General features: G+C 31.4%; 16 protein-coding genes and 1 pseudogene. 6 read left to right on the top strand and 11 right to left on the bottom strand.

All coding sequences use genetic code 11. The features are described from left to right. Nucleotides 1-51: 51 nt before the first annotated feature. The 5 genes from cas4 to VB776_RS08300 are packed head-to-tail and all read right to left on the bottom strand — an operon-like array spanning nt 52 to nt 7,087. On the bottom strand, nt 52-588 hold the full coding sequence (cas4, locus tag VB776_RS08320) for a CRISPR-associated protein Cas4 (protein ID WP_323327937.1): 537 nt from the start codon (nt 586-588) through the stop codon (nt 52-54). Further along, the gene (gene cas3 / locus VB776_RS08315) at nt 588-3,413 is read right to left on the bottom strand and encodes a CRISPR-associated helicase Cas3' (RefSeq protein ID WP_323327935.1); all 2,826 of its coding nucleotides are present in this window, start codon (nt 3,411-3,413) and stop codon (nt 588-590) included. The genes cas4 and cas3 overlap by 1 nt, the downstream gene beginning before the upstream one ends. 1 nt (nt 3,414) lies before the next feature. Further along, nucleotides 3,415-4,215 (bottom strand): type I-B CRISPR-associated protein Cas5b, encoded by an 801-nt coding sequence (cas5b, locus tag VB776_RS08310; RefSeq protein WP_323327933.1) that lies wholly within the window; start codon nt 4,213-4,215, stop codon nt 3,415-3,417. 3 nt (nt 4,216-4,218) lie between these two features. Then, nucleotides 4,219-5,163, bottom strand: coding sequence for a type I CRISPR-associated protein Cas7 (locus VB776_RS08305; RefSeq protein ID WP_323327931.1), 945 nt, complete (start codon nt 5,161-5,163; stop codon nt 4,219-4,221). 28 nt (nt 5,164-5,191) lie between these two features. After that, entirely contained in the window at nt 5,192-7,087 is a 1,896-nt protein-coding gene (locus tag VB776_RS08300; RefSeq protein ID WP_323327929.1) for a hypothetical protein, read from the bottom strand. Nucleotides 7,088-7,471: 384 nt separating this feature from the next. Here VB776_RS08300 and VB776_RS08295 point away from each other — a divergent pair, with 384 nt between their 5' ends. Beyond that, on the top strand, nt 7,472-8,245 hold the full coding sequence (locus VB776_RS08295; protein WP_323327927.1) for a DUF3800 domain-containing protein: 774 nt from the start codon (nt 7,472-7,474) through the stop codon (nt 8,243-8,245). Between the two features lie 141 nt (nt 8,246-8,386). Here VB776_RS08295 and cas6 read toward each other — a convergent pair whose 3' ends face one another. Then, on the bottom strand, nt 8,387-9,211 hold the full coding sequence (gene cas6, locus VB776_RS08290; RefSeq protein WP_323327925.1) for a CRISPR-associated endoribonuclease Cas6: 825 nt from the start codon (nt 9,209-9,211) through the stop codon (nt 8,387-8,389). A gap of 231 nt (nt 9,212-9,442) precedes the next feature. Between cas6 and VB776_RS24535 the strand changes: the two are divergent. The 4 genes and pseudogenes from VB776_RS24535 to VB776_RS08275 form a co-directional block, all read left to right on the top strand. Then, a pseudogene (locus tag VB776_RS24535) lies at nt 9,443-9,592 on the top strand (IS1 family transposase); the annotation flags it as partial. A gap of 138 nt (nt 9,593-9,730) precedes the next feature. Further along, a complete protein-coding gene (locus tag VB776_RS08285) occupies nt 9,731-13,705 on the top strand; it encodes a M12 family metallo-peptidase (protein WP_323327923.1) in 3,975 nt (1,324 codons plus the stop codon). A gap of 295 nt (nt 13,706-14,000) precedes the next feature. Continuing rightward, entirely contained in the window at nt 14,001-14,297 is a 297-nt protein-coding gene (locus VB776_RS08280) for a hypothetical protein (RefSeq protein ID WP_323327921.1), read from the top strand. Further along, a complete protein-coding gene (locus VB776_RS08275; RefSeq protein WP_323327919.1) occupies nt 14,287-14,454 on the top strand; it encodes a hypothetical protein in 168 nt (55 codons plus the stop codon). The genes VB776_RS08280 and VB776_RS08275 overlap by 11 nt, the downstream gene beginning before the upstream one ends. Before the next feature lie 151 nt (nt 14,455-14,605). Here the strand turns inward: VB776_RS08275 and VB776_RS08270 are convergent, their stop codons facing one another. The 5 genes from VB776_RS08270 to VB776_RS08250 are packed head-to-tail and all read right to left on the bottom strand — an operon-like array spanning nt 14,606 to nt 20,916. Then, complete coding sequence (locus VB776_RS08270; RefSeq protein WP_323327918.1) at nt 14,606-16,453, bottom strand: lanthionine synthetase LanC family protein; 1,848 nt, start codon at nt 16,451-16,453, stop codon at nt 14,606-14,608. A gap of 10 nt (nt 16,454-16,463) precedes the next feature. Further along, nucleotides 16,464-17,351 (bottom strand): DUF6734 family protein, encoded by an 888-nt coding sequence (locus VB776_RS08265; RefSeq protein WP_323327916.1) that lies wholly within the window; start codon nt 17,349-17,351, stop codon nt 16,464-16,466. Between the two features lie 5 nt (nt 17,352-17,356). Beyond that, nucleotides 17,357-18,244: a DUF6734 family protein gene (locus VB776_RS08260; protein ID WP_323327914.1), complete on the bottom strand. Its 888-nt coding sequence runs from the start codon at nt 18,242-18,244 to the stop codon at nt 17,357-17,359. Between the two features lie 46 nt (nt 18,245-18,290). Beyond that, nucleotides 18,291-19,046 carry a LytR/AlgR family response regulator transcription factor gene (locus tag VB776_RS08255; RefSeq protein WP_323327912.1) on the bottom strand — a complete coding sequence of 252 codons (756 nt, stop codon included), beginning with the start codon at nt 19,044-19,046 and terminating at the stop codon, nt 18,291-18,293. Continuing rightward, nucleotides 19,036-20,916, bottom strand: a complete 1,881-nt coding sequence (locus VB776_RS08250) for a tetratricopeptide repeat-containing sensor histidine kinase (RefSeq protein ID WP_323327910.1) — start codon at nt 20,914-20,916, stop codon at nt 19,036-19,038. The genes VB776_RS08255 and VB776_RS08250 overlap by 11 nt, the downstream gene beginning before the upstream one ends. 257 nt (nt 20,917-21,173) lie before the next feature. Between VB776_RS08250 and VB776_RS08245 the strand changes: the two genes are divergently transcribed. Next, nucleotides 21,174-21,407 carry a class I lanthipeptide gene (locus VB776_RS08245; RefSeq protein WP_323327908.1) on the top strand — a complete coding sequence of 78 codons (234 nt, stop codon included), beginning with the start codon at nt 21,174-21,176 and terminating at the stop codon, nt 21,405-21,407. Nucleotides 21,408-21,776: the final 369 nt, after the last annotated feature.

The raw sequence follows: 21,776 nt of genomic DNA, 5'->3' as shown, positions 1-21,776 counted from the left end.
TATATTAAGTTTGAAATAAATATTAAGCGTAAACAAGTACCTCAGAAAATTTTATTCTTCACCAACCCAACAAAAGTCAAAATAGCTACAAGACTTACATTTAGAAATCGGAAGGGTAGGAGGGCAGCTTTCGAGTTGAATAATTTCGGTAACGGCTGCAATCCACTTTTCTACTTCAACCATTTCCTCTTCGGGCAAATCCACTCGTTCAGTCTGTCGGATTTTCGGATAATCAATCAGACCATACTCAGCCTTTACTCCATTTTTGCGAAGTAGATACAAGTAAAACTTTACTTGGGCAACATGAGCTTTCTCTTTGGCGGCCGACTTTTTAGTTTCGTGAACAATTCCATTTTTGGCATCAAAGAAGTCAATTTTAGCAGAGGCCATCATTCCATTGTCCAATTCAGCTGTAATTTCCAATTCCTGATTTTTCTCGGCTCTTTGCGGATAAGTATCTTCACCGATAAGTTTACCTTCATAAACAATATCAGAAGTATGTTCCATCGTGATACCGTTGGCATGCAGCCATAACTCACGATGGCAGATATGGTAAATATTGATAAGTGTGGCGTTGATGGTTTTCATTATAAAAAGAAATTTTCGGTGGTCTGAATAGCACTCTCATTCAAGCCATGTTTTATCAAATAAACAGGGTTACTCAAATTAAGACCAGATTCAGTAATTAATAGGAATCCGTATTTCTCTTGCATGAATCCCAAAGTCTGTAATTCTGTTACAACTTTAGAATGAGCAAACAACGAAAAAGTAAATTTGGACATAATACTTTGTAAGACTTTAAAATCAATTTTAACCTTGATGTCAAATCCTTTTTCTTCCTTTTTATTTTTTATCTCTCTATCAATCAACGATTCATAAACATCCCATACATCTCTTCCATCCAGCATTCCAGCTTCTGGAAGTAGATTAAACACTTCCAAAAACTTTAATTCATCTTTAGAAAAAATATCTTCTTGTTCCCCTGTTATGCTTGATTCTATTTGAACAGGTAATTGTATAGGAACAAATACTGTTTCATTTTTCTGGTCGATGATTTTAAAATTTCTATCAATTTCATCAAAGTTTAATTTCTCTACATTATCCAGAATTTCTGCTCCAAAATTATCAGCATAAGCTTTTCGGTTATACAGGTTTATTCTTTCAAAAACCTCTTTGTAAAGTCGGTAAAATTCTTTTTTGTTTAAAATATCAGATATATCTTCTTTTGAGATTTTAGCTTTTGTATCTTTTGAGGTTAAAACCTTATACCGTTCATCTTTACCGTAAATAAAATTGGCATCATTCAATTTGAATAAATACACTTCACAGGTATCCTTACTTGCATTTCTATTAACACGCCCAGCTAACTGTTCATCGCTATCTAAAAGAGAAGTGTTTTTAAAGCCCAAATCCATGTCTATATCTACTCCTGCTTCTACCACTTGCGTAGTAATGAGTAAGATATTTTTATCTCGATTATCTTTATTTTTTATCGTATTGATGATTTTTCTTCTTTCGGGCTCCAATATCGTTCCAGAAAGGACAAAGATATTTTCTTCATCAAATAAGGTTTGTCCTGAATCTAAAATTAGTTGCCTAAAATTTGAAGCCGATTTTTTAAAAATAAATTCGATTATCGTATGAACGCTTCCTTTATTATTGGCATATATTTCTGATTTTTCTAAAACAAAATCTCTCAGTTTTTCAATTGTTAAATTGTTCATTAGCTCTTCATCAAATACAAATTGTACTCGTTTGCTAAAGTTTGGATTTGAGAGATATTTCTGAGCGTTAGGTAACAAATCCACAAACTCTTCCTTAAATGTAGGAATATCCAATTCGTCAATTTTCGGTAAAGTTGCCGACATTAGAATAAATCGAATATTAAAATAGGCTGAATATTGGCTGATAAAATACAGCATTTTATCCCAAATATTGGGGTTGTATGTCTGTACTTCATCAATAATTACAATAGAATTTGCGAGTCGATGTAAAAGATAATTGGTCTCTTTATTATTGGTTTTTAGAATATCAAAAAACTTCACATGAGACAGCACACTCACAGGAAACAATGCAAACTTGTTATCGATGTAATCTTTTTTCTCATTTCCATACTCTCCATCTTCATTTTCTTCTCGTTTGCTATGAAACCCTGCCTTTGAGTGAATTTCAACCAATTCATTATCATTAAGAATAAGAGTTTCTTTCAACGATTTGTACGTTTGGGTAATCAATGTAGTAAAAGGAAAAACATAGAATACTTTATTCAATTCAGGATTCTGGTCTAACAATTCGGTTAGAGCAATCATTGAAAGATTTGTTTTTCCGCCTCCAGTTGGAGCTTCGATATAAAAAAGCCTTTTGTCGGTATTATTCCGAATATTTCTAATAAGCTCAACCGCCATTTGCTGACGAAGAAGATTCAAGTTCGGTTTCGACATTTCTTGCAGTTCTTCGGCTGCATCATAATCTTTCCATGACTCTAATTCAGAAAATGTTTTCTGGTTATGAAGCTGACTTTTACGAATATTTTCACAAACTTCTACAATTCGTTCTCTGTATTTAAACACACCGAAATCTACCGTAGCTCCTTCTTTTCCATGTTCAGAACTATTCATATACTCATGCGTTGCCAAGTAATCGGAAGCAGTGAGTAAAGAAAAATTGAGTTTTAATAGTGCGTAAAGTGGGAAAGAGTCTTCATTCTGTTGTTCTTCACGAAACTGCTTCAATAAAGTTTCATAATCATCTCTAAGAATAAAATCAGAATATTCTTTATTAAATGTAAATCCATATTTTGATAAATAGGATTTCATTTCTTCATAGAATTTACCAAAATTTGAATCTTTAATTTTTTCACTAACGCTACCTAAATTACTGCTATGATGCATTAAAATAGCATAACTGAAAAAAGTAGTGATTGTAAAAAGCAAGCATTCATCATATTCCTCAAATTGTTCTTGAACTACCTCTTCTAAAAACTGACTATTAAAAATATATGTTCCTAACCAAGAATGTCCATGTGGGGGAGTAAAAGGGGATGTTGTATTTTTCCTAAATTTATTATTAGTCATTCTCAAAGCTTGAAAGTTTTCATTGATTTTACCATAATCATGAAAAACTATCGTGCTGACAAATAACTTTTTAATGAAATTTTCAACTTTTTCCTTCCCTTCAAATTTTAGCTTATTGCATAAATCTATAATCAAAGAATCAATAATATTTTCTAAGTCATGTTCTTCGATTAGTTTGAGGAAATAGGTATTAACTAAATGGCAATGTTCATGCAAAAGCTCTACTGATTTTTTTTCAGCATCTTCTTTATTAGGTAAGTGAGCTAAATAGTCACTGTGGTTTTTGAGTTGTTGCTCAATTGGGAGCAACAACTCAAAGATTTGTTTACAGGTAAGCATCTTAGAACAACTGGATGATTTGAGGTTTATCGTTATCCCTATAAATTTCGTATAATTGCCCAATGCTCGAATCAGCCGCAATTGTCCAATCTGTCAAAGCAAACTCTGCCATTTCATATTGAATCATTTTATCTTCTTCAAATCCAACAGGTAATCGCTCAAAATAAGTAAAAGTAGGTCTGTGTACTGTGTCTTTATTCCTGAGTGTTATTTTGACGTTTACTTTTTGATTTTTTAAAATACCACTTTTAATAAAAATTGAGCGAATAAAAAAATCATTATTTTTGGTAAATTCCTCATAACCATACTCCTGAATAAATCCATTTGTTGAAATAATCCACGCTTGAAACTCATTTTTTCCTAAATATGGTACATACTCAGCTTTACCATTTTTCAAATACTCATATAATTTCGCATGAAGTGTATCGTCCAAATCTAACAATAAATAACAGCGATACGCAGGCTTAACCAACATGGTTTCTTCAACCAATAAATTACCATCTTCGTTGGCATAACCAACGGTATTGGTATATTTTACAGACGTTTTCTGAAAATTACCTTTTTCATGAAAGCCCTCCAAAGGTTCTATGCCCACTGGAATATCTTTCAATTTGTGATAGTATTCGGGTAATTCTCCTTTTTTCTGATAACCTTCCAATCCAATAATCGCTCCTAAAATACCCAACAATGCGGGCTTATGAAGCATATTATAAGATAGAACAATCCCTACATTATGGTCTGGTTTCTTAAAAAAAGCAAAGTCGGCCTGTAAATCAAAAGAAATTAATTTTTGATTTGCCATAGCTTAATTAAGTTCAAATACTGTTGCATCAGCAGGTGCATTGATTAAAGTTGTAACAGCACTATCGTAGTACAACTCTATTTTCTCAATCTGACTTTTTACGCTCTCTTTTGCCAAAACAGCAGAAACCTTTGTAAAATCAATTGTTCTGTTATTATCATTATTTACCGAAACCAATTCAACAAAAGAAGGTAATACCAATTTTGAATCTTCTTTTAGTTGTATCCAAAGCAACAACTCGTTTTCTGTGCCAGCTTTAGCTGAAGAATCATAAAAAGACACACCCGAACGCATGGCTTCTTTCAAAATGCTAATGTCTTCACTCGTGACTCCATTGCTATATACTTTACTCGCCAAATCTTCTAAATTTCTGGGGTTGATAGAAAAATGATGAACGTAATGTCCTTCTCTCAATTTGAACTGAGTACCCAATGTCGTTTGCATCGAATCGGTACTTTTATCATTAGAGTTACGGAAGGGCGAAGAAATTTGCTCAGAATAAATAATTCCTTCTGGAAAACGATTTACACCGTGCGTAATTTGTACAGATCCATGCAAAGAAATATTGGCATCTTTACTGGCAAAAGTTCCTCCAAATAAGCGAATATCAATACACTCCAGTAAATTCTTTAAGATAGTTTTACGAACTTTTAAAGCAGCATCTTTGCCAGCTTCTTTCTTAGGGAAATCTCCAAAATGTTTGGTGTAAGTCTGGTCAAGGTCACGAGGTTGCATCTCTTCGTTCAGACTTTTGAAGTAGAATATTTTTTCACTACCAAAATTCTTTGAAATATAGTTTCGGATACTGTACTTAAAAGTTTTATCCGTTGCATATACTGTTCCATCAGGCAAAGTACGTGGCTGATGCGAAAAATCTGCATTATAATTTGAATTAATTGATTTAATAATGGCACAGCCAAATACACGGTTTTTGAATGAGTTGCTCATTGTTGAATGTTGTTAAAAGGTATAAAAATTATTGTTCTTCAGTTTTTGTTTCTTCACTTGATACCACTTCTTTATCACTAAAAAGAGCATTTTTCGAGAAAATACCAGCCAGCAGTGTTGGCATAAAATCTCTCATATTCGCCGTGGTTTCATAATCCATTACTTCTGCAAATGGATTTCTGAAATTAGCAGAAAATGGCTCATGTTTATAAGTATCAAAAAGTCTTGCAATTGCTTTGTTAAGTTCTTTAGCGTGAACTTGTTGTACAAATGGCTCAAGGCGTTTGTAACTTGTGTCAGAGGTTTTACTTTTAGTAAGTAGATAATAAATCACTTGCCCAACTGCAAAAGCATATTGGTCATCTGATTCAATAGATGTTTCTCCTTTCGAGAGTTTTTCTATAAATTCTCGATGGACTTGTAGTTTGCTTGCCATACTTTCAGCGTTTGTTTTATTGTTTTGTAAATCAAATTTTTCGTAAAGACTAAACCAAATATTGAGTTTTTGGAGTATCGAAAACCTTTCTGAGTGATTACCGTTTTTAAGTTCATCTAATCGTATATCATCTAAAATACTGGTACGCATAATATCATGAAACATCAATGATGTAACTGCTTGTCTTTTAGATTTATAGATGAAATCGTAAAACGCTTTTCTGTATTTATTGACTAACAGGAAAGTATTGTCTGATTTACAGTACTTTGAGTCAATATCATCAAAATAACGATATTGAAAATCTCCTGTTTTAGTCTTCATTACCAATGAATTATTAAAGGCAGGTTGCATTACAGCAAAGTGTAAATCGAAAACATTATCTAATGTTCTGTTATTTTTTACACCAAATAAATCTTTTATTTCCCATTTATTCCCCTCTCTGTCTATTAATTCATATTCAAATTTTGAGACAAAATCAAAGTCTTTAATTTCTCCGAAACTGTAAAAAAGTAGGTAATAATTGCCGAAATCATCCTTGAAGTCGTTGTACAATGTCTTTATTATCTCTTGATATTTAATACGAACACCGTTTATCGCTTCTTTTTTGAAAAGACTTATACTTTCTCCCAATAATGTTTTTTTATCTACTCTATTAAGTTCTTCTCTATGAATAAAAATGGGTAGAGGATTCGGTAAAATATTTCTCCCGATTATATCCTGAAATTCATACAATGATTTGGCATCGCCGGCAGAAATTCTTCCAGAAATATCAAATGAAGCTGACTGATGCGTCAAAAAAGCCTTTTTGGTTGGAAACCCATTGAAAAAATCACTTGTACCAAAAACTGATTGTCCAATTTCAACATTATACTCACTGGTATTAAAAAGCTTATCTGTCAAATACTTTTTACTAGTTGTTTGGTACTTTTCAATCGGCTCTTTCAAATAGAAAATAACGTAATCCGAGTCTTTCAACTCAGACCAATATCCAGAGCTTTCTACCCAAAATTGAAAACGCTCTTCTGTGTTCAAAGCATTCTTGAAAATCTCAATGTACTGTTTCTCTTCTTCTGATTCCAGCAACTCTGAGGCTTTACCAAAATAGGCATTGATACGTTCATATACTTGCGATTTTTTACCAGAAGCATTGCTTGCATATTTTTCTCCGCCAACCAAGTTTTCACGTTTGAGAGCAAGACAATAGGGCGAACAAGAGTGAATAGCCTTAATAGGTAAATCAAAACATTTGTTAGTATTTACGCACCAAGAGAGCTGGGTTAACGTTGACGAATACTTTATGAGAGTATTGTCTTCAGGTGTTATCTCTTTTTTGCGAGTAAAGACGACTTCCATTTTTTCATTAATCCAATGACGTTCACCATCATTCTGAACTTCCAAGAAAATATGTAGCCCTTCTTTATGTTTCATTCCTAAAGCCTTAAATTCAGGGTCTAAAGAATCGGTAAAGTTTATTAGTTCTCTAAGCATAGGTACTTGGTTTATATCTTATAATTATGTGACAAATATATAAATTTCTCATAATAATAATTAATGCTTTGCTTAATTATTAAAATATTTTCAAAATACTTTGTTTTTGTTTTTTAAGTGTAATACTTTTGTGACGTTGATTCCTAAATAGGTTTTGAAACTAATAATAATTCACGCTAGGCTTAGCGTAATCGTACCACATAGGAATTTAAACACCAAAGCCTAACTGTTACAGCAGTTAGGCTAATATTTTATCTTTTTGCAACGCTTTAAATATTTTCATAATGTAGTTTCTATTAATTCTTGTACAATTTCTAAAAAAGAAAATAAAAAACCTTGATAAAAGTCAAAAACTTATTAAATGGTAATTTTTATTAATTTTCAATGACAAAACAAAACCGATATATATTTATTGATGAATGTGGTGACCCAGAATTCTATGGTAAAGGCAAACGCCTTTTAGTTGGCACACAAGGTTATCAACCATTACTAATTATCGGTATGATTGAAACTGAAAATCGTAAAGAGCTAAATAAAGCTGTTCGTGAATTCAGTGAGTCAATTCTACAAGATACTCTTTTTAAGAGTATCCCATCAGTAAAAGACCCAAATTGGTTTCTTCATGCCAAAAATGACCACCCAGAGGTAAGAGCTGAGTTTTTCAAATTTCTACGTCAGTATCAGGGTATTAAATTTCATGCAGTTATCGCTCGAAAAGATATAGGTATCTTTAACAGAAAACATAATAATAATGCCTCTGAGTTTTATTTTGATGTTATTCGTAAATTACTTGAAAATCATTGGACAGAAAATGTAAAGTATCATATTTACTTGGCTCATAAATCAAAATCTACTACAGAAAAATTAATTAATTCTATTGAAAAAGCCATTGATAAAAGTAATCAAAAAAAGGGAATTATTGAGCAGATAGACTATCAATGTACAATTGAGAAAAGTAATTTTCTTCCAGAACTTAGTGTCGTTGATTATTTTTTGTGGGCATTACAACGTTATATCTATAAAGAAGAAAGAAGGTTTTGGGAAACCATAGAACCATTAGTTGGCACAGTGATTGATTTATATGACGGAAACAAATTATATAACGAGAACGATTTATTTCGTATTGAGAAAGCCTATCCTTTTGAGCAAATCCTATAAAAATAAAAAACTGATAAATCCCTTTACCCTCGTACCAATACTGGTAACCCGCAAGTAGTTATGCGTTCTGAGATAAAGACACTTATCAGTTTTCTTTACAAAAATACCTTTTTAATCGTTTATTTCCAATTCCAATTATCTTTAATTTATTTCAACACAACCACAGCCCATACTACTCTCTTTACCAAAACCGCCAAAATAGCCAACTTTCAATAAAGAAACTGGAGCGGTTACTTCAAAGCTAAAGTCATAATAGCCAATTACTTTTGTCTCATCACGGAGTTTGCCTTCTTTTACCGTAAAGCCTCGTTTCTTTATCTTGTCTGAATCTGAGAGAGGTTTAAATTTTACAATATTTTTGGCAAAAGTGGCATCAACTTTCATTCCTGCGTTGCCATCGATAGTACGGTGTCGGTCAATTAAGTTAAGTGCAAAGAAATCAGCAAATTGCTCGTCGCTTGGGCTTAGGTATTGGTCTAATCCTTCTTCTTTTCGAGCAACCACCATGGGCGAAATCGTTTTGAAAGACTGCGTAACAATACTTCCATCTGGTATTTCCTCAAAAGGATTTGGCAAGGTTTCTACTCGCTCCACCACAAAATCTGCTCGTAGTTCTCGGTTAAAAATACTTAGTTGCTGATTTTGGAACAATCCCATGATAAAACCCTCTGCGGCTTTGTCGATGTAGAAAGAAACAATCAGGAAACTATTCTCCGAACTTAATAGTATATACGTATCGCCTTTTCGCACAGCTTTGGCTTTAGCGACTTGTAAAGAAGAAAAAGTAAAATGTTTGAAGGTTTTAAAACTATCAGGCACGGAATAACCTTTGTTGTGTAAGAAAGAGGCATAGCTCTCGTCTGCTTGATATATTAATTTATACAACCATGCTTGAAGCGGATATTGGTAGTTGAAGAGTAATTTTTGTCTGTCTTGCACAGGTTTTAGATGTAATTTGAATCTCATTGTGTATTTAGGTATTATTATTTATAGGGCTATTAAAAAATCATCATCAATTTGGTAAATAATCTGGACAATCCAAGAAAAAATATTTTGTTTTTTGCAGATGTCATTTTTTGTCCAATTTTACCTATTTTAATAAAGAAGTTAGCGGTAATCTTGATAAGTGCCAGCTCAATGTGTGAGGGTGGAGTTTTATGGCTGACCTGGCGGCTCCAGCTATAGAGTTTTGTCGGGAAGAAGAGCAATCAACGGTGGTTGTGGCTTGCTCTTAACCCTATCAATAGGCAAATTATAGCTTTTCACGTAGGAGGACGTTCAGCCGAAGATGCAGCACTATTTTATGAAAAAATACCAACTATTTTCAAAGGTAATACAGGCTTTTAGGACTATCCATTTTTAAGATGATTTTACTATCCAATAAGTTCTGATAAAAGTATTTGATTTATTTTATTCGGGTAATAAAATAAAAAAGGTACTTTTAAAAAACCATATTAACTGATTTACTATAACACTTTAAAAGAAATGAAAAAAGTTTTACTACTCTTACTTCTTTACATCAACACCTTTTTTTCTTTTGCTCAAGACCAACATCAATCGTTTTCATGTGGAGTCAATGATGCTGTGTTATCTAAAGAAATTCTTGAGCAGATGAAGATGGCACCTATTTGGTTAAAACAACGTGCTTCCGCTCGTGTTGCTACAAAAGAATTATATGTTTGTAGGATGGCAATAGAAATTGACTCTGACACTTATGAGCAATTTAATAGAGATACAACTTTTATTAAATATGAAGTTTATAAACAAATTGAGCGAATTTCTAAAATCTATGAAAAAGAAATCAACACCCAATTAGTTGTTACCTATATTCATATTTGGAAAGATGCTACTCAAGACCCTTACAGAGGCGTTAATAATATTTTTACTATGCTTGATATCGTTGATAATACATGGGGAAACAATGGTTCACTAAAGTCATTAAGTTCTCGTTACGATAAGGTAATGTATATGGTTAGTAAAGGATTTACAGGGGCTGGAGGTATAGCTTTTCTTGGTGGTAGAGAAAGTGTAGTTCCGTTGGGTGACGACGGAAACTCTAAGGGAATCATAGTGGCTGCACATGAATTAGGACATAACTTTGGTTCTCCACATACCCAAAACTGTTCATGGCCGGGTGGAGTAATAGATTATTGTGTTCCTGCGGAATCAGATTGCTATCAAGATGCAATTGAAGCCATCAGAGGGAGTATTATGAGTTATTGTAGTATTTATATTCCAACATTTCATCCTCTTTGTCAAGTAGTTATGCAAAACCATGCGGCTTTAAACTTCCAAAGAATCAATACTATTCCTACTGTACCTGTTTTACCATCATTATCTACTTTTGATAATAATACGATATTTACGTGGGAGTCAATACCATCCGCAGAAAAGTATCAGGTTGAGATTTCTCAAATGGCTGACTTTAGTACCAAACTGTGGTCTGATTCTTCTTCTATTAATGCTTATAATTTTAAGGCATTCAAGAGTAATCAACAATATTTTATGAGAGTGAAAGCCATAAATCGTTTTGGAGAATCAGCCTGGTCTAATGTCAATACATTGTTTATTCCTGATGCTACTTTGTTACCACCGGCTTTGACATTCCCTTTACATAAGGCTGCTAATTTAGTCCGAAATGATATGCTTACCCTGAGATTTTCTACTGTTCCTTTTGCAAAAGCTTATGAAGTAGAAGTTACTTCATACTATGACCAATTCTTTAAAAATCCTATACAAAAACAAACTGTAACCACGAATGAGTTTACCTTTAAAACGACCTATTATGAAGCACTTTTATGGCGAGTAAGGGCTGTTGGAGAAACTACTAAAAGTGCTTGGTCAGAAATGAATATAATGTGGCTTCGAGAATCTGGAGCAGAGGTAATTAGCCTACCAAATAATGGCGTAAATCTTCCTTCAACCTTTCCTATTGGATATTTCGGAAACTATAACATTGCTGGAGCTACAATAAGGTTTACTATTTCACTAAAAGAAGATTTTTCAGATGTGGTTCAAACTAAAAGCTTCCCACCCACTCAACATCCGAGCAATAGCTATGTATATATGGCAGAAAATTTATCACCTAATACTGATTATTTTGTAAGAGTTGAAGAGATATACAAACAAGGAGACGGATATGAATATTCGAGAAATGTGCCAATAGGCGTTTTATTTCAATACGACCGACAGTTTAGAACAGGTAATACTAAAATTTCGAATCAATGGTCTTTCTTTAATAACGATAAAATCTCAACGTTTGCACGTGATGTCAGTTCATTTACTATTGGAACTAACAGTATCTATATTAAGAATAGTCGAGGCTTAGTTCGGATTAGTACTGATAGTTTAACAACCAATATTTTAGATAGAAACAGCACGAATGGTTCTATCGGAAACAGAATATTGGGGTTAAGTACTGTCAATTCCGATAATTCTCTTTGGGTTATGAATATTATCAGTAAAATTAACGATTATGATGGAGCTTTTGCCCAAACCGCCTATTCTTTAATTCAAATGGATCAACAAACAGGTAAAAAAATCACAGAATTAGACATTAGTAATCCAGAAGATACTTACCTAATGTCTGCTGACATCAAAAGTAATTTGATTTTTGGTTATGCAGGAGGCAACTACACATTATCCCGCATCATTGATAGCAAAATCACAACAATATTAAAACTTAATATTAGTGATAAGGCCTTTTCACGCTTGGATTGGAACAGTGATTATGCTTGGTATGAAGTATATGATTCAATAAAGGAAACATGGGAACTTTGGCGTTATGATTTAAATAATAAGACTTATACGGTCTTTAACAAAGAGAATATACCCATATTGGGAAATTATATTGAAGAATCAAAATTAGATTCTAAAGGTAATTTATGGGCTATTGTATCTAATAATGGTATCAAATTGTTAATAAAGTTTGATGGTACTACTTGGAAAGTGTTTGACAATAATAATTCATTGATTTCAAATCCAAATAAACTTGGGATTGATCAAAATGATAATATTTATTTGGTTGATAATGTAAGAATACTAAAATATGACCATGTAAATTGGAAAAATTTAGGGGAGTTTCCCCCCTTAGCGAATTCTAGTTTAGCGGAAAAAATGTATATTGATAATTTTGGAAAAATATGGTTTAGCAATGTTTTCGGATTACTTCGTTTTAACCCTTGTGAAACAACAGCTATTAAACCAGACTTGTCTGCTGAGAAAATAACAATGGAGTTTGGAGAGAATAACTTACTGGTAGCCAAAGGCTGTAAAAATGTAATTTGGAACTGGCAAAATGCCAATGAAAGTGTTAAAGACCAATTAAAACTATCAACTAATGTATTAAATATCTCCCCAACAATCAATACCACTTATACAGCCCAATGCTATGATGATGGTTGCTTAAGTAAAGAAATGGATTTGAAAGTAACAGTTTTACCTGTTCTAACAATTGGAAATGTCAATAAAAAACAAGTTTGTCAGGGTGATAGCATAAAAGTAAGTCCCCAAATAGCTGGTCAGTTTGATAGTGACAATCAGTTTAAAGTATATTTATCAGCAGATAAAGTTAATACGTCTATATCCTTTACTAAAGTGAATGAAGACAAAGACTTTCTTTTTTCATTCTCTAAATCTCTGCCCGAAGGAAAATACTATTTAAAGATAGAAAGTTCTTCGCCCAAAATAACATCCAAAGATTCTGTTGAAATAACTATCTTAAAATTACCTACTAGTGTTACCAAGAATATTTCAGCTTGCATGGGCACAGAAATTACCTTAAATGCGACAGGTGGTGGAAAATATATTTGGAAAGGCCCCAATAATTTTAATTCAACATTACAGAATCCTAATATTACAAATGTAGCTTCTGCTAATGCTGGAGCATATACTGTAGAGGTTACAGGAGATAATGAATGTAAAAATACGTCATTTGTTGATGTAATAATTAACCCTAATCCTAATGTAAAAACTTCACTTTCTTCAAATACCACAGGAGGAATTATCTATACTGGCACAGATGTTCAATTATCTGCTACTGGTGGGAATTCCTATCGTTGGGATGGACCAAACAATTATATATCTAATGAACAAAACCCAATACTAAAGAGTGTTAAAATTGAGGATGGAGGCATTTATAAAGTTGGCGTTACAGACAAAAATGGTTGTATTACAAAATCTCAAATTGAATTGAAAGTAGAGCTTATTTTAAGTAATCAGAGTGAACCCAACAAAGAATTTAAGGTTTTTCCTAATCCAGCCAATGGTATAATTCAAGTCCAAACAGACATGGAAGGATACACAACATTTTTTCTTTATGATGCTTTAGGAAGAGAAGTACTGTCAAACACTTTTATTAAACAGACCACAATTCTAGTAGATGGACTAAAACCGGGAACATATTATTTAAAATTTCAACAAAAAGAACATACAGGTACTACTAAAATCGTATTGGAGTAACCAGAACATTATTGTATAGGTCTGGTTTAAGAGGTTTATCGCAGAGCAGATTTAGCACAATGGTCTAAATCTGTTGATCGTCATATCCATGCACTTGTAAAAAGTAATGTGCTTCAAAAGCTGTCACAGGGACTTTATTACTGCCAAAAGAAAACAGTTTTGGGCAAACGCCACCAGACGAAGAAATCTTAGTACATCAGTTTCTGAAAGATGACCGTTTTTTAGTGATGTCCCTAACCTCTATAATTATAATACTTTAGGCGTTGGTACTACCCAACTCTATAATAAGCGTGTTGTGTATAATCATAAGCGTCATGGGGAGTTTATGCTTGGCAAAAGAACCTTTTCTTTTTGTATAAAGCCTCATTTTTCAAAGAAAGTAACAAAGGAATTTTTGCTTGTTGACCTTGTTAATAATTTAGAAAATTTAGCAGAAGACAAGGAACAAGTTTTGGAAAAGGTTTATTCAAAGAAACAATTCTTTGATGTAAAAAAATTAGTACAAGCTACTAAAAATTATGGTAGTGTTAGAACAAAAAAACTTTTAGGAAAACTTTTATCAGCAGAGTTCAATACAGTTTATGGCATCTAAATATTTGCACCATCACCGAAACTTTGTTGACTTGCTGAATACTCTTGAAGAGGAAAAAGGCATTCAAGCAGCATTGATTGAAAAAGACTATTGGATTATGCACGTCCTTCATGGACTGACAAAGATAGGTATTATGACCTCAAATTTTGAAAAATGAATACTTTTCCAATAGTATATGTTTTATTTTATAATTGATATTATGTTAAATAAAAGATTCCTATGACAGGTTATAATGTATCAAAGTGTCTCGCCAAAAATGGCTCTATCCCATTCTTTTTATTTGGCAGTATTGAATCTGTCTTAAAGTTTTATTTTTCTAGTTGAATAAGTCCATTGAAAATAAATTGTTCAAGAGTTTCATCCATAAAAGTTAAAAGCTTATTTTGTTCAATTTCAGTTTGAATTTCAAAATTATTTAGAAACGTTTCTTTTGCATCTTTGATTGACGTTCTTTCATAAAATGATTCTAAAAAAATCAATTGATTTTCTGAAAGTCCTAAAACTGTTTTTTGCTCATGATTAGGTTTTACTTTTATTGCTCCATAATAATTAGAAGGAGGTATTAAAAGGCTTTCACTTAAAGGCTTTCTATCCATCTTCCACCACTCCCATTTAGACTCGAACAAATAAACATTATCAGCAATCATAAACTGCTTTGCAAGCAAATCTGATTCTTTTAAATTAAGTATATGGTTTGCCAACGAAAATTGAACAATCTCTTCTATCTTTAAGAAAATCTTATTCGTATGTTTGGCAATACATTTCCTATTAAATTGTTCAAATTTTAAAGAATTTTTAAGTACTTTTCGATTTTGATGCGTTTTAAAAAAACTACAATTTTTTAATATGTTTTCAAAGGTTTGGAAAAAGGCTTGATTGTAAAATATACTATTCTGCATCAGACTAGAATCAAAATAGTTTCTTTCAAGATATTCCAAAATGAACATAGTTTGCGGATAGTATCGCATAACTAAAGATTTTTGAATACGATGTTCAAGGTTTTCAGGCAGACAATCTGTTAAGTTAATGTTGGGTAGTACATCTAATATATCGACATCATAGTCATTCGTGAGGCATAGTAACAAAGATAATTTTAAAGGAATGGTTAAGCCTGTTGTATCTAACAAACTTATAATTTTTAGTTCATATTTTACATTCCCAGTTATTTTGTAGAGCTTACAATATAAATAACATAATTCCTTAATGTTATTTATATTATAAGTATCACTTTCTTTACTTTCAATCTTTGTCAAGCATAGCTCTATTTTATGTACCAATTCCTGATTTTGAACATCTGAACTCAAGATATAATTAGCAAGTGAAATACAAATGCCTAAAGAACCTTCCCAAAAATTTGTATTTACCTGAGGCTGTTTAAAAAAATAAATATCGTCTGAATTAAAGTGTTCGATTAAGTTGAAATGTTCTTTTGTTGTAGATATTTTCAACAAATTATCATTCCAACAAAGCCTTTTTTTGTTCCATTGTCCTTCCAATGAAGCTAATAAAGACTTTATTATTTTCTCTTCTGACGTAAGGTACTTCTTTGATGATAAAAGATTAAATACCCATATTAATCCCGCATTTCCACTTCCCAAACCAGTTAGAGAACTTTTATTAGAGTCTGGATAAAAACTTGTTATACCAAACTTATCGACTATTAGATTCTGAATTACTATATCAAAAGTTGAATTAATAATATCTTCTAATACTAATTCTGGACTGAACTTATTCAAATAATGTAATATTAGTAATACTCCAATTCTACCCTTGAGAAGACAGTTAGAACGTTGAGAGTTGGTTACGTAATCTATTACTTTGGATTTCGATATAAAAGTGTTAGCATAATTCAAATACTGTTTGTCCAGTAATGCTTCGTAAACTTTTAAATAAGTATATATTACTCTTCCCCTACCGGTAAACAAACAATAAGTATGTGGTATTTCAGCTTCAATTCGTTGTAGTTTCTCACATAAGCTTTTTAATTGTATTTCAACATTCCTGTATTTTTTATGTATGGCTAGTAATAGCAAAATATCATCTGTTATATCGATATAATTTTGTGTATTAGTATCATTAATCTTTGATTTGTTTTCCTCTATGTAAATAGGTAGCGTTTGATTAATAACCTCCCAATATTTTTGGTTACTTTCCATAATTTTTTTATTATAAGTCTCCACTTTGAATTAATGCTAAGATATGATAGTAATAGGCAGGAAATTCTAACAGTAAACGAGATTCGAGCCAGTTTTCTGAGTCAATTTCTTTCTTATAAGAGCCTATGATATGAACATACGAAGTTCTATATGATACTCCTTGAAAGTCACATAAATACTTACGATATAAATTTCCAATATTATGGAAACGATAAGCAATATCTATTTTTTTTTTCCGAGATAAACAGGTAAACAGATACTGTTCAAATATAATATTTGATAACCCAATATTGACAAAAGGTAATTGTTGGATATTTTTATTGATAAAAGTAAAAGCTAATTTGGAATATTCTTCAAAAAAAACAGTGTCATTGCCGCCTATAACGCCTGCGTTTGAAGAAATTAATTGTTGAGGAAAAGTCTTTGATATTGGCTCTGGGATGTATTCAAAATTTTCTAAAATCTCCGATAAGATAATCTTATCATAGTCAAAATCTATCTCAATATTTTGAGCTACAAGAGGTGCATCTAAAATTGAAGATTCAAACTTTTTCCAAATGAAAACGTCACTATCAAAATGCAAAAATGGTTCTTTTTGTATACCGTAGCTGTATATTTTTCCTAATGCCCACAAATCTTCATGGTAATTATTAAGACAATCTAATTCTACCTTAACAGACGAATATGGCAGTTCTAAAATATCAATAAGTACATTCTTACCTTTTGCGTCGGTTATTAATTCTGTATTTCCAAAATATTTATCCAGTAATAGACAGCTTAATGCCCAGCTCATATAATAATACTTACGATGTCGCCAGCCGCCCATTTTTCGTCCTTCCCAGCTATCAAGTTCTTTCGTATAAAATGGTTTAGTCCAATAGCTTTGTATAATTTTCATAGGAATTAAATTTCATTCTTTTCAATCAACGCTAAAATATTGTAATAAAAATCTGGATATTCAAACAACAGTCGATTGGCTAAGTTCTCGCAAGCAACAAACTTCTTTTTAGCATTTCCTACTGCATGAACATAATGTCTACGATTAGGAATAGAAGCAAATTGAGTTATTTTATCGTAGGAAGACGTCATGGAATCGAATAAAAAAGAAACTTTTTTATTCTTAGCTCTTGCTAAACACGAAAATAAATATTGCTCATAGATGAGAACAGTGCTGCCTAAATTAACTTTATCGTAATGAGCCTTATTTTTTTCTAAAAATTCGAAAGCCTCAAAAGCAAACTCTTTCAAAAAATTCACATCACTACCTCCAAAAATCCCAGCATTACACGAATGGATGGATGGTTCCCGTTGGTAATCACTCATCATGTACGTTGGTATATATTCAAAATTTAATATAATATCATTCCAAACGGTTGTATAATATTTAAAATCAATATCTTCATTTTGAGCAATTAAAGGCTTGTTATTAACTTTATCTAATATCTTCCAAATATATACATCCCCGTCCACATGAAGAAAAGGCTCATTCTGTAATGTATAACTATGTAGTTTTGAAATAGCCCATAAATCCGGATGATAATTATTATAGATATCTAACTCAACCCTAACGCTATCATAAGGAAGGTTAAGTTTATCTATAAATAATTTTTTGCCTTCATTATCTGTAACTAGCTCTATAAAACCGTAGTGTTTTTTAAACTGAAGACAACTTAATGCCCAACTCATATAATTATATTTTTTGTCTAACCAACCGCCCATTTTTCTATCTTCAAAGCGTTCAATACTTTTATCCAAACTTGGTTTAGACCAAAAACTATGAATAATTTTCATTTTTAATAGCAGATTTGTCGGGTTATCATATTATAAAAATTAGTTTTTATTTTAAGTCACTTAATAGATTCAGAACTTCTTCTCTTTTGCGAGTTGACACAGGGATTTCTTTGGTACTCCCTGTTAATTTATGTTTGAGAATAATAGAACAATTTTCTTTTTTAAAGAGGACGATAAAATTAATATTAACAATAAATGATTGATGTACTCTTAAAAAAGTCGTTTCTGGCAATAGTATTTCGTATTCTTTAAGAGGTTTTGACACAACAGGTTTACTCCCATCATTTAAAAAAAAAGTAGTATAACCACCATCTGCCTCGCAATACATAATTTCTTCCAACCATAATATGTGTAATCCTTCTCTTGTATTGATAGTTATCCTTTGGGGTTTATGCTGCAAATGTTCTGCTGCTACTTGGTATTGCTCTATAGTCACAAGTTTTTCTCTAACTTTATCAATAGCTAGATGAAAATCATCTTCTCCAATTGGTTTTAATAAATAATCTAATGCCCCAACTTTCAATGCTTTCAAAACATATTGGTCATAAGCTGTAATAAAAATAACTTTAAAAGAGAAATTAGGGAATTGTGCTAATAAATCAAAGCCTGTTTCATTACCTAATTTGATATCTAATAAAAGTATATCAACCTGATTTTTTTTTATCATAGCTTTGGCATCAGAAACATTTTCGCACTCACCCAATAATAAAGTATCAGTACGATCGGCAAGATATGTTTTAGCAATGATACGAGTAGACTCTTCATCATCAACAATTAATATACGGAGAGCTTTATGAATCATGCAACGGGATTGTTATAGTAACATGAAAGCCTAGATCTGGAGCTTCTTTTTTAATAGTATTTAACGAAGACTTAATACCTGTTTCTTTTGAAAGTAAATTTAATCTTTCTCTTGTAATAGATGTTGAATGAGAGTTTTTTGCAATTTTTTTTGCAGATTGTTCGCCTTGTCCATTATCATCAATTGTACAAACGAGTTGAGTTTCTCGTTGCTGAAAATTTATCTTTAAAAATCCTTGATAATTGATATTAGAAAAACCATGTTCAATAGAGTTCTCAATAAAGGGTTGAATTAACATAGGAGGAATGCATAATAGTGAATTCTTTAATTCAGGAGTATATTCAATTCTATAATCAAATCTATTTGAGAATCTAATTTTTTGAAGTGAAAGGTAATGTTCTAAAATGAGTAATTCATCCTCTACATTAATATATTTTTGCCTTGAATTTTCTAAAATCAATCTCATTAGATCAGCATATTTTGTAAGATAAAGATTTGCTATTTTCGTATTTCCCAAAATAATTTCCTTTTGTATTGCGCTCAAAGCATTAAACATAAAGTGGGGATTCATTTGTGATAGCAATAGTCGCTGTTCTAATTCAATATGCTCTTTTTCAGCTTCTAATTTTCTTCTTTTTACCAAAAGGTAAAATAACAACACTCCGCTAATACCCAACAATATCACAACTACCATAATAATATATTGCTGTTTTACAATTTCATTTTTGAAAGTTAGTTCTGTTTGTAGTTTATTTATGGCATTTTGCTTTTTGCCTATATTGTATTTCCCTTCCAATTCTCTAACTTTTAAATCATGCTCTTTAGTTTGCCTTTTGTAAAGTAACTCAACTGCTTTTTTATTATGATAATAAGCTAACTTGTATGCCTTTTTTCTCAAATAACACCTTTCCAAACCAAGAGAATAGCCATACCTAATATCATCCCATTCAATATCTTCAACTTTAACTTTTCGACAAATTTCTTCACTATTCTTTAAATAAGAAATAGCTTTATCGATTTTATTGAGACTTATATATGTTTCTCCAATATTGCTATACAATCTAGCTTTTTCGAGATTATTGAGCATTTTATGGGCGACTAAATATCTTCCATCAAGTTCAAAATAGTATAAAGCACTATCTGTTTTTTTCATTTCTGTGAATACTCCAGCAATAGCAATGTATGAGATATGAACTCTTTCTGCTACATCAGATTTTTTGGCAAAGTAAAGTGCTTTTTGGGCATTGAAAAGAGCTTGCGGATATTCTTTTAAATTAATTAAACATAGTGCCAAGTAATAGTATGATACACTCAATGTACTGTAATTATCGCTTTTTGTATATGTAATACATTTGGTATAATAACTGATAGCATTCTTGAAATTTTGCATCTCAAAATTTATCATTCCCATAATAGAATAAATATTAGCAAGCTGTCCAGTTTTTGAAGACTCTTCAATTTCTTTAGCTTTTAAAATATATCTAAATGCTCTCCCTAAGTCATCTTTATAAAGATACAAGTAGCTTTGAGCAATTAAAATCTTCACCTTAATTTCTTGATTTTTTATATTACTAGCGAATGACTCACTTTTTTTTATTTCTCCTTCCGCTCTTTCGTCCTGCTTTTGGCTAAAATAATTTGAATATAAATAATGAAAATAAGCCTTTTCTGTCGCTGAAAAATTTTCATAACAACATTTTTCCATAGAATCTAATTGAGATTTAACCTTATTAAGATTATTTTCATCAAATGAAGATTTGATGAAAATAAGTCTGGAATAAGACTCTACTTCTAGTTTTTCATCCTTTGTCCTGTTACAAGAAATAGCTAAAATTAAAACAGTAAAAATAAATAGAACCAATTTCTTCATTGTATTTTTTATTGAATAATAATTACAAATCTAATGACTTAGCCCAAGTATAAAAACTACAATTTTAAATAACTACTCCTCAGAAAATTATTCTTCTCAAATAATAGATATTACTATACTTATATAAAGTATAATCCAGCGAATAATCAATGACTTCTTGTCTAAAATTATTTTTAGATACATTTGACAAGGGTAAATTAATAGTTGTTCACATTAATTCTACTTTAACATATTTTAACATTTTAACAATTAATAACATGAAAAAGAAAATTGCAAGTAAACTAACATTAGGCAAACGTTCGGTAGCTACTTTATCTGAAGAATCAATGACACAAGTTAATGGAGGAAATTATACACAAAGTGGTGTAACTGGTGGGTGTGGAGCTGGTAGTGGCGGAAATACTATGACTTGGGGACCTAGTACAAGTATAATGTGTCCAAGACCAACTGATAATTGTGTAACCTTCAATCATCAGTTTACATGTCTATGATAGTTTAAATTTGTTAAGATTAAAGTGTGCCTTTAATCTTAACAAATTGTAATAAAACGAATATTTTTTATTTATTCGTAATTTTCAAGTCAATAAAAAGATATTTATGATTAATAAAAGGGGTTATTTTGAACATCTCTGGTGTTAAATATCACTTTAATTGCCAGAAAACCCAACTTTAGTCTGAACAAAGTCTTAAAAACATCTAAATCACACGTTTCTCCCTACTAAACCTATAAATTGATTACTCTCTCTTCTAAACAAAATAGCCTTTTGTGAGGTAAAGTAGGGATATTGTGCTTTTAAAAACTATCCGTTAGCAAAAAGCTATGATTAAGTCTCTTTGTTATAGTCTAAAATTTCAATTAA

The sequence above is a fragment of the Arcicella gelida genome, assembly GCF_034931025.1.
In the GTDB taxonomy this organism is placed as follows: Bacteria; Bacteroidota; Bacteroidia; order Cytophagales; family Spirosomataceae; genus Arcicella; species Arcicella gelida.
The sequence above is the reverse complement of the archived record's forward strand: the minus strand, read 5'-3'. Positions and strand labels throughout refer to the sequence as shown.